8 protein-coding genes are annotated in these 10758 nt (G+C 40.6%); 5 read left to right on the top strand and 3 right to left on the bottom strand.

Annotation, left to right across the window (positions count from 1 at the left end):
• The 3 genes from NWQ57_RS19050 to NWQ57_RS19040 form a co-directional block, all read right to left on the bottom strand.
• Window positions 1–361 (bottom strand): hypothetical protein (locus NWQ57_RS19050; RefSeq protein WP_306023765.1); only part of this gene is annotated, 361 nt, incomplete at its 3' end.
• A 296-nt stretch (window positions 362–657) separates the two neighbouring features.
• Window positions 658–2037: an alpha-amylase family glycosyl hydrolase gene (locus tag NWQ57_RS19045; RefSeq protein ID WP_306023764.1), complete on the bottom strand. Its 1380-nt coding sequence runs from the start codon at window positions 2035–2037 to the stop codon at window positions 658–660.
• Between the two features lie 214 nt (window positions 2038–2251).
• Window positions 2252–2815 carry a hypothetical protein gene (locus NWQ57_RS19040; RefSeq protein WP_306023763.1) on the bottom strand — a complete coding sequence of 188 codons (564 nt, stop codon included), beginning with the start codon at window positions 2813–2815 and terminating at the stop codon, window positions 2252–2254.
• 476 nt (window positions 2816–3291) lie between these two features.
• Between NWQ57_RS19040 and NWQ57_RS19035 the strand changes: the two genes are divergently transcribed.
• The 5 genes from NWQ57_RS19035 (at window position 3292) to NWQ57_RS19015 (ending at window position 10730) form a co-directional block, all read left to right on the top strand.
• Window positions 3292–4614 carry a HAMP domain-containing sensor histidine kinase gene (locus NWQ57_RS19035; RefSeq protein WP_306023762.1) on the top strand — a complete coding sequence of 441 codons (1323 nt, stop codon included), beginning with the start codon at window positions 3292–3294 and terminating at the stop codon, window positions 4612–4614.
• Window positions 4615–4772: 158 nt separating this feature from the next.
• Window positions 4773–6791, top strand: a complete 2019-nt coding sequence (locus NWQ57_RS19030) for a glycoside hydrolase family 97 protein (protein WP_306023761.1) — start codon at window positions 4773–4775, stop codon at window positions 6789–6791.
• Between the two features lie 433 nt (window positions 6792–7224).
• The gene (locus NWQ57_RS19025; protein WP_306023760.1) at window positions 7225–9972 is read left to right on the top strand and encodes an alpha-amylase family glycosyl hydrolase; all 2748 of its coding nucleotides are present in this window, start codon (window positions 7225–7227) and stop codon (window positions 9970–9972) included.
• A 236-nt stretch (window positions 9973–10208) separates the two neighbouring features.
• Window positions 10209–10439, top strand: coding sequence for a CopG family transcriptional regulator (locus tag NWQ57_RS19020; protein ID WP_306023759.1), 231 nt, complete (start codon window positions 10209–10211; stop codon window positions 10437–10439).
• Window positions 10440–10730: a type II toxin-antitoxin system RelE/ParE family toxin gene (locus NWQ57_RS19015; RefSeq protein ID WP_306023758.1), complete on the top strand. Its 291-nt coding sequence runs from the start codon at window positions 10440–10442 to the stop codon at window positions 10728–10730.
• Window positions 10731–10758 lie beyond the last annotated feature (28 nt).

The raw sequence follows: 10758 nt of genomic DNA, 5'->3' as shown, positions 1-10758 counted from the left end.
CACTATCGAATACAGCACGGCACTTGACTGTGCACCTTTGGCTGTTTGCGAGAACTGGTAGCAAAAACTCACTTTGCTCATAATCAAATTGCGTTTGAAGGAGATTTTGCAGATTAAAATACAGTTCTTTACTGCTGTGGATGTAGAACTGATAGTGTTCACCTTGTTGCTTAACAGAGATACTGAGATCGCTTAATTCTGGATTGTTTAGCTGCCATTTTTGCTGACCAATAGACTGCCAGCTTAAGTCATAAGTCTGTGAAGGATTGCCTGCAGTCTTAATCAAAATCTGACTGCTAATATCCTGTGCAACCAACACATTACTCACCAACAACATGAAAACAATACACACAACTTTCATTTAATTACCCACATTAATTGTCAAAAACTCAGCAAGGACAAATGAAATTTATCCAACGATTGATAAATAACGAATGACAGATGGTTTTGCACTAGTGTCTTAAATAATTAAATAATGTATGGCAAGGAAATTAACAGAATACGAAAAAAATCTGTTTCTCGCATTGCCACCTGAAAAGTCACTTGAATTACCTAATTAAAGCCGCTCAAAGCATCCGCTTTCCTGCCTCCTTCCATGAACACAAACAGTTAAAGCGACTTATCGAGTAAAACGCATTTTGTCAGCTAACTACACAGTTATAGCGTTTTTACTAACACTCGATAACTGTGAGGCATTAACTTTATTTTTGAAGCTAAATTGATTTTTTGCTTGTGTATTAAGTCTTGCCATTGAGTATTTTTTATATTGTCAGCTAGCTCATAATCAACACTGTGCGCTCTTGGATTGGCTAAAACCATAATGGTTTCGTCTGCCGTTTCACGGGTAAATGCCACTGCGTCAACACTACTGTAAGTAACCAAAGAGCCGCGTCTTAAGGCTTCATGTTGATTGAATAATGCGATTAACTTGGTGTACTCAGAAAGTACAGTGTCATTAGCTTGCCAATTGATATCTTCGTTAGTGAAGGGAAACTTTAGCGAATAGGCTAAAGCGATCTCTTGGCCATTATAAATCATGGGGGTGGAGCGAATATAAGCGGCAATCACAAACGCCGTCATTGCTGCTTGATGATTACCAAAAACCTGTTCTGGCGTACCTTCTGCTCCGTTAACATCATGATTAGTTGTATATCTTATTACCCGCTGATTATCTTTACTTAAGGCATTTTCTTGGGCCTGCCATGTATCAATAATGCTGGCTGGCTCACCGTGAAAGACCTCTTTTAGACGGTCAAAAAAGCCGAAGCCAAAATTATAATCCACACCTGCCTGAAAGTTTTCGTTGCGCGAGCCTTCTGCCAATAATAACAGTTTGTGATTGTTGATGGCCCTGAGTTCGGCCACAGCTTGATACCAAAAATCGACGGTGGGACCATCGGAATAGTCAAATCTAAAACCATCAATATTGGCATTGAATACCCAATATTTCATGGCATCGATCAAACTTTGGCGCATTGCCTGATGAGTAAAATCAAGTTGCACCACATCACCCCATCCATGTGGATTGACCAGTTTTCCTTGATCAGTTTTAACATACCAGGCGGGATAGTTTGTTACCCAAGGATGATCCCAAGCAGTATGATTAGGGATAAAATCCATAATCACCGCGAGTTTACGCTCATGGGCGCTTTGAACTAACGACCGCAAATCGGCAAGTGAGCCAAATTCGGGATTAATGCCTTGATAATCTGTAATCGAATAAGGTGAGTTAATGCCCTTTAACTTACCGATAGGGTAAATCGGCATCAAATAAATCACATTGACGCCAAGGGCTTTTATGTTATCTAAACGCGCCTCCACCCCTTTAAAGTTGCCTTGTTGGCTAAAAGTCCGAATATTAACTTGGTAAATGACGGCGTCTCTAGGATCGGGCACAACGGTAAATGGCATAATAGCTGGCGTTGTATTTATCGAACTTAAGCTAGTGGATTCAATCGATTTATTTATGTTTGAACTACACGCTACTAACACATTAAGCATCACAAACAATGTGAGCCAGTTTTTTAAATTAGTCATTTATATCTCTGCTTTGTTAGCGTATGAAAGCCTAAAAAGGCAGAAACCGCTGGGGGCAATTTATTAGAACATCAGCTTAAATGTCACAGGGTTATAAAAAGGTTAAGGTGAATAGTAAAAGCAAAATATTTTAGCTCTAGGCAAATAGTAGGCAAGGTGGAAGCGGCTAGTTTTTCTCTGCAAAATGACCGAGAAGCGCGGCACTCCTAGCGAATTATTTTTCAGTATAACTCACCATCATCCAAGCTTTGGCTGGCGGTTTTTCAGAGATGATTTTTACTTTGACATCTAATGAGGCAGGGTTTGCATCTAGCGGTAATTCAAAAAACATATCTTTTGAGTCTGCCAGTACAGAAAAATATTTAATGTTAAAGATTAATTCTGTGTTTTTTACTAATCCAATTTTCGACTCTTCGATGTAGGAATTAGTATTGGTGAAGCCAAATTCGTGTTGCCAGTCAATACTGGTAATTTTAAAGCGGTCACCCACATTATCGATGGGTGGCTGAGAAATATTCAAATTATTCAATGCATAAATCTGATGTTCTGGATCATAGATAAATTTGTTATCTCGGGCAGGCTCCCAGCCTGTGTACGAGTTGGGTAGATAGATATCGTAATCCAACCGAAAACCTGGCGTTTGGTAGAATTTTTGCTCTGTCAGCGGCACCGATACATTATTTTCAAGGACGTAATTATTATCGCAGCCGCATAAAAGCCAACTGCAACTACTGACAACTAAAAACCCTGATTTGATGTTGTGTGGAAATGTGAACATTTCAAACCTTTATTACCTACCGCTAACGAAAGTGAAGAGATATTCAATATTTAACAATATAATAACGTAATTGCATTTTGAGAAATATAGCCTGCATACGAATGCATGACTAATTGTGCATATGCTTGATTATATTAACATAATTAATGGTTAATTTAATCTGAGACTTACAACTCAAAAACCTCGCTTTTTAGCCTATCGATTAAGCTACTGAGGTCATTATTTTTATCGCGCCGCCTCTAATTCTCCCTGCCAACTTTGCTTAAAAAACTAAATTAATGGCTTTGTTTTAGAAAAAACTTATACCTCAAAACTCTAATGGGGTAGGCTATAAAAAGTGTTGGGAGCGATATGGGGGGATTTTTCAAGCCGATTTAAGCTAGATATAAATACCCAAATAAAAATTAAACTAACCTAATAACCACCCTTAATCCCTGTGATTAAAGGCTTCAAATGTACACTCAGGTAGCCTTAGTATGATCAATTTTAAATTAGCTCAATTTAAAACAACCTTTGTTGTTACCTTATCAGCTATCGTTTTTATATTTGTATATTTGGCCTATTCCAGTTGGCAGTTTCAACGTCAATATATTCATCAGCAAAGTGAAGAATTGATGGATTTCACCAGTCGTTCAGTTTCAAGGATCAATGCCAATCCCAGTCGATTTTTAGGTGAAAATAAAGAAGTACTCGGTACCCAACGCATGAAATTGATCACAGATTTTAAGCAGTTGGCAAAAATATTACCTTACGATATTGGCGAAAATGATCTGATATTTGAGCAAGTAAACGTCATTATTCTAGAGTTTAAAGGCTTTTTTTCGGTATCTGATGTGGTGCTGATTTATCCCGTAATGATCAACGGTGCACAGTATTATGCCTTTGCTTATTCCAACTCCTTAGTCAATGACGAATTACTCAATACCCATCTTAGTGAAGGTTTACAGCCTGCTGTTTTGTTAGCCATAGTGCTCGTTTCTATTTTGTTAATCGTGCAACTGATGCAAATTAATAACGTAGGAAAAGTGGTCAACGAATTAGCGAATTGGGCAGACGTATTATCCACCACGAAAAAGTTTCAACCTCCACCCAAATTAGCCGCAGGTGGCATTAATTTTCTCGCACACACCATGAGTAACAGCTTAAATACCTTCAGTGAAATACTCGAAAAAGAGCATGCTTTTGCCCGTTTTAGTAGCCATGAATTACGCACACAAGTGGCTGTGTTGTCGGTTAACATGGAAATACTCGAAGTCATTATGAAAGACTTATCACCTGAAGAGCGTAAGGTGTTAAATCGCATGTTGATTGCAATTGAAGACATGAAATATCAAACCGAGGCTTTGTTATGGTTAAGTAAAGCCACAGAGCATGAACTGGAATTTAGTGAATGCAGTATTGAGGATATCTTAAATAAAGCCATTCAACTCAATAAACAAATTCTTGCAAACAAAGAGGTGAAAATTATATTCACCGGTGGTGATTTAACCCTACTTAGTCATAAATCATTATTACAAATTGCAGTGAATAACTTGATTCGAAATGCCTTTCAAAACACCACTGAAGGCTTAGTGCATATTGCCGTGGCGCGCAGTAGTTTTTCTATAGTGAATACCAATGTAGCTTCGGCCGAACAGCCCAAAAATTTAGAAGGTTTTGGAATCGGCTTGGTTTTGGTGCAGCGCATTGTAGAGAAAATAAACTTCATTTATAAAGTCGAAAATTTTGAAAATGGTCGTTCAGTCGAACTTTCACTATCTAATTCCATGCTCGAGATAAATTCAGAAAACAACGCTTAGCAACGCCAAAAATGAGCTACAAGCTCCCCTTCGATTAATAACCTACAGTGTCCTAGATTTGTTAACCCTTTTTTAACTCTGTGTTTACTACACTGGCTTAACTTAAATTATTGCCTATTCGCCCAGCACTAATAATGTCATCGTAAACAGAGAACACTATGAAAAAAATTCTTGTCACTTTAATGATTTTACTCTCCACGGCTTGCTCTCCTATAGCCACTAACCAAACATTCAATCTATCCATTAATTCTCCTGACAATCACTCAACTGTAGTGTTAGTTCAGCAAAACAATGGGGAGACTAGCTACCATGTAACACGTGATGAAAAAACGGTGGTTGATGCCTCCCAACTTGGTTTTACCTTTAAAAATATGCCACCTTTGGATAAATTCGACATAGTTAAAACGCAGCAAAAATTTACTAAAACTGAATGGACTTCACCTTGGGGACAAAACAAACATCACCAAGATGAGCACAATGAGTTATTGGTTGAATTAAAAGAAAAAGACGGCGATAGGTTAGTTAATTTACGTCTGCGGGTTTTTAATGATGGCATTGGTTTTCGTTATGAATTTCCACTGCAAAATAACATCACTGATGTGGTGATCATGGATGAAAAAACGACTTTTGTATTACCTGAAGATAACGACACGTGGTGGATAGAGGCAGACTACGACTCCTATGAAAAACCTTACCAACACACGCCTTTGTCACAGGTTAAACACGCGAATACTCCCTTAACAATGGTGGCTAAAAATGGCCTACATATCAGCCTTCATGAAGCCGCTTTAACCGATTACGCCAGCATGACTTTAGTTTCTACGGGGCCAAACAGCTTAAAAGCTAAACTGGTTCCTTGGCAAGACGGCTCAAAAGTAAAAGCCACACTGCCCTTAAATACACCTTGGCGTACCATACAAATCAGTCCAGACGCGGCAGGCTTAGCCAACTCTGATTTGATTCTAAATCTAAATGAACCAAACAAGCTGGCGGACACTAGCTGGGTCAAACCTATGACCTACATGGGCGTTTGGTGGGAAATTCATTTAGGAGTGGGCACTTGGACCACCGGTGAGCGCCATGCCGCCACCACCGAAAGAGCGATGAAATATATCGATTTTGCTGCGGATAATAATGTCGGTGGCGTGCTATTTGAAGGTTGGAATAAGGGCTGGGGCGAATGGGGCAAAAGAGAAGCCTATGTTGTGCCTGCCGACGATTTTGATTTACAAAAAGTTGCAGATTATGCGCGCCAAAAAGGCGTTAACATTATTGGTCACAACGAAACTGAAGGACGTATCGAAGCTTACGAATCCCACGTTGAAGAAATATTTAATATTTACTCTGACTTAGGCATTAACACGGTCAAAACCGGTTATGTGGCGGAAAAAGGTTTTATCAATGGTGAACACCATCAGGGGCAATATGGCGTTAGGCATTACCGTAAAATTGTCGAGTTAGCTGCTCAGCACAAGATTATGATCAATGCCCATGAGCCAATTAAAGACACTGGTATTCGCCGCACGTGGCCCAATATGATGACCCGCGAAGGCGCCAGAGGTGGTGAATGGAATGCCTGGAGCGAAGGTAATTCTGCTGAATATTTATTAATCCTACCTTTTACTCGTTTGTTAGGTGGGCCAATGGATTATACCCCGGGTATTTTTGACATTGACTACAGTCATTTTGCTGGTAAACGCTATAACTGGCATGGCGAACCACAAACTGGCGATTATCGGGTACACACTACATTGGCCCGCCAATTGGCCGATATGGTAATTTTATATAGCCCACTGCAAATGGCCTCAGATGTGGTTGAAAACTATGAAGGGCACCCCGCTTTTCAATTTATTCGTGACTTGAATGTGGATTTTGATTCGTCATTTGTGGTTGAGGCAAAAATAGCTGAATACATAACGGTAGTGCGCGAAGCCGATGATGTTTGGTTTATTGCTAGTGCAACCAATAACACCGCAAGAACCTTAAACTTAGCCCTCGATTTTTTACCTGAAAATAGCGATTTTATTGCGCAAATTTATCGTGATGCTGATGATGCCCACTTTCAAACTAACCCGGAAGCTTACCAAATTGAAACTCGTGTGGTGACTCGCAAAGACACACTCACCATGGCGTTGGCGGCGGGTGGTGGTCAAGCCATCCGTATCATTAAAAAATAAACTGTGCATCGCCATGCAGTGCTAAGTTATTGGCATTGCATGGCTTTTATACCCTTCTTTCTTGCAACTATACGTTTATTGGCTGCACTCATTCGCCATGATTTGTAAATTGTTTAACAGTTAGTGAACTAAGCTCATGGGATCTCACTCATTTTCCGCCGTCGTGCAATTCCAATGATAAGGGCTATAAACATTGGACTTTTACCTAGGGTAAAATAACAACAATTAACACTTGCCTCTTAACCTAAAATTAACCATTAACCATCTATTGTTACAACCTCTTTTATGAATAGTGGTTGATACAATGCAGATCCGTTTTTTATCTCAATGCCAGTCAGATAATGCCATTCGTTTGTATCCATTGGTGTCCATTTATAAACACTAAGTCAACTTAATGACCAAGTTTGCAGAAATTACAATTAAGGGTTTGTTCATGAATAAACAAATGATTTTGGGTCTGAGCATATCGCTACTACTCAGTGGCTGCTTCGGTGGTTCTAGCTCAGACAATGGCAGTACCGAACCGCAAGTACCGCCAACAACTCCCACATTACCTGTAACGCCTCCTGTTAGCCCTAGCGACGACGAGCGTTTTATGGATACTGACCAAGACGGTATCGCCGACAGTCAAGATAATTGCCCACAGACCGCGAGTGGTAATCAAGTGGATACCATGGGCTGTTTTAAAGCCCTCCACATAGAAGCCGAAGATTATATTGATGCCTTTGATTTGACTGAGGGTAATGCAGGTCAAGCTTACAAAAGTGGTGATGTGGATATTTACCGCGCCCGTGATGTTGATGGCGGCCACGCCGTTGGCGCTAATCAAGTCTCTGAATGGCAAAGTTATAATCTGAGTTTACCGGGTGGTTATTACGAAATACATAGTCGCATTGCGTCTGAGAACGGAACGGGTGGTTACAGCATCTATTTAAATGACCAGCTAATTGTTGCCGATAAAGTCACACTGCCTACAGGAGACGCCTATAGCTGGAGTACTCGCCGTCTGGGCAAATTCAGCCTTGAACAAGGCGACTATACCTTGCAGGTCGTAACCGACGAAGCCGGTTTAAGTTTGAATTGGTTAGAGTTTATTGCTGTCGGGCCAACTGTATCGTGTGACAATGGTAAGCCACAAGAGGGAGTATTTGAATGCGAAGTTACCCCCTTAACTGAAACCATTGAAAACCAAGATCGCGTACTTTATGAAATGAATTACAGCACTCTTGGGCGCGAAGATGCGTTGCAAAAAGTCGTCACACAACTCGATCATCTACAAAGCTTGAAGGTCAATACCCTGTGGTTAATGCCCTTACATCCGCGGGGTAGTTCAGAGCAAGTGAGTTTTAATATCAATTACTTGCTGCCAGCTCGCGAATATGGCTTGAGCCCTTATGCAGTGGCAGATTATTTAAGTATTGACCAAAATTTAGGCGACATGAATGACTTACGCATGCTTATCAACGAAGCACATAAACGCGGTATTTCAGTCATTTTAGATTGGGTCGCTAACCATACCGGTTGGAATCATCCTTGGTTGTTAAACAAGGCGTGGTACACCCAGGTTGACGGGATAGTTGTCAACCCACAAGAGCAGCCCTGGTTCGATGTGGCCGATTTAAACTACGACAACATGGCCATGCGTGCTGCGATGATAGACAGCATGATGTATTGGATTGAACAAGGCGTTGATGGTTTTAGGTGCGATTATGCCGATGGTGTACCTGATGACTTTTGGCAAGCAGCCATCACCCAAATTAGACAGATTAAACCTGACGCCTTGATGTTGGCAGAAGGCAGTGTCAAACATCTGAGCCTGGGTTTTGACCTGACCTTTTCATGGGATGCCAACACCAGTGTTAAACACGCGATTGAAGAAGCCGATGCGAGCCTTGTGGTGACCCAACAAGAATTGCAAAACAGCACGTATAATTTGCCGGAAAACACTCACCTTTTGCGTTATTCAACTAACCACGATTTAACTGCTTGGGAAGAAAACCCCATTCAAATCGCCTGTGTACAAATTGCCGAAGATTGTGCGGCGTATAGCGAATTGGCACAACAGGGTGGATTGGCACAATTTGCTTTAAACCTGTTATACGGTGATGTGCCACTGATTTACAGTGGACAGGAAGTAGGAGAAGATAAAAATACCAGCTTTTATGTTGATGACCTTATCGACTGGACTAAAAATGCCGACATATTGCAACAATATCAAGCATTAATGACCTTTTTTAGTGGCTCTGATTTAGTCAAAAAAGGCAGCGAAAAACCTTACCCCAATGACACTGTCGTGGCATTTCAAAAAGTGTATCAAGAACAACGTTTTGTTATGTTGAGCAATGTCCTCAAAACACCAAATAACTACGCGGTACCTGAAGCGTTACAAGGCGAGTACCACAACGCGCTAAGCGGAGAAACCGTGAGTTTAGGCAGTAGCTATGTCTTAGCGCCTTTTGAATATCTCTTGTTAAGCCAAGACTACGTCGCCACGGGTCCTGCCTACGGCGATACCCAACTATATTTACGCAGTGATTTTAATGGTTGGTCGTTGGATAACCCGATGATTTACGTGGGTGATAACACTTACATCGGCGCGGCGAATGTCACCAGCACGGGTAACTTTTACTTTAAGTTTGCCAATGCTGAGTGGAATTTCAGAATCGGTACCGAAGGACTTGTTGGGCTTGACCAAGCCATTCCTTTGTCGTTATTAACCGATGCTTATGATCCAGCGCCTACCATACAAATAGACGATACCGGTTGGTACGTGTTTACTCTTAATACTCAAGATCCAAACGCACCAATATTAACTATCACCAAAGAACAACCGACTTATCCTGGCGTGACTTTATTTTTACGTGGATTTGATGGTATCTGGGATGAGTCGCGGCCTATGACATATTACGGCTCTGGTTATTACGCCTTTGATATCCTAGCCAGTCAAAATGAAGACTTAAGCTTTAATAAGTACTTTAAAATCGCCTCGGCGTCTTGGAGTAATCCAAACTCAGGTGGAGCTGCTGTTATTCTCGATGGAGACTACGTAAGCGTGCAACAGGTTGACGATGCAATAAGTCTGGCATTAAGCGCAGAAACGCAATTGCGTATTATTTATTATGCAAGCGACGACAGCGCTAATTTGGGCGAGGTAAGTGTACTTTCACTACCGCTGCCTTAGTCACTTCAAGCATTAATAACATAGAAACCTCAGATCTTCACATCTGAGGTTTTTTGTTTTTTAAGAGCACAACTCTCAGCAGGCGTAAGGCATATGTTTTGCTAATTACGTCTGTTGTCGAATAACAAACAACGGGCATACTCTATTCTAGGCTTATTCCTCCAAACATAGACGTATAATTGTCCAATGCATCTTTCTGGTGTAATATTGCACCAGATGAGATTAGGAGAAGGCATATGTCTAGGCAGAGCGTCACTTTGACAGAAAGTAATAATACTTGGCTAAATTATCACGTTGAATCGGTAGGCGATTATTCTAATAAAAGTGAATTAATTAACGACCTCATTAGGCGAGCCAGAAGAGCTGAGGCTATAAATCAAAAGCTAGAAAAAGCAGAAAACAGTCACTTTGTTGATCAAACATCAGATGAAATACTTGCGGAATTTAAGTCGAGCATAAATAAGTAGATGCAAAAAAAATATAGATTAAGCGAAGAAGCAAAAGAGGATTTACGTCGAATCTACGAATACGGAGTCGTTGAATTTGGCGTCGCTCAAGCAGACGAGTATTTTTATAGTTTTTTTGAGGTCTTTGACAGAATTTCGCAATCACCAGCAATCTATCAGTCAATTGACCACATAAGAATCGGTTACAAACGTTGCCCACACCGTTCCGATGTCATTTATTATCGCATCAATAACGAGTGGGTGGATATAATGGCAATAATTGGAGGACAGGATTTAGATATCTGGCTTTAATGTTAAGGAATTCAATCCGTCTGTTTAA

It is taken from the genome of Paraglaciecola sp. (genome assembly GCF_030730205.1).
Classification (GTDB): domain Bacteria; phylum Pseudomonadota; class Gammaproteobacteria; order Enterobacterales; family Alteromonadaceae; genus Paraglaciecola.
Note: the sequence above shows the minus strand (reverse complement) of the source record. Positions and strands in the feature narration are given on the sequence as shown.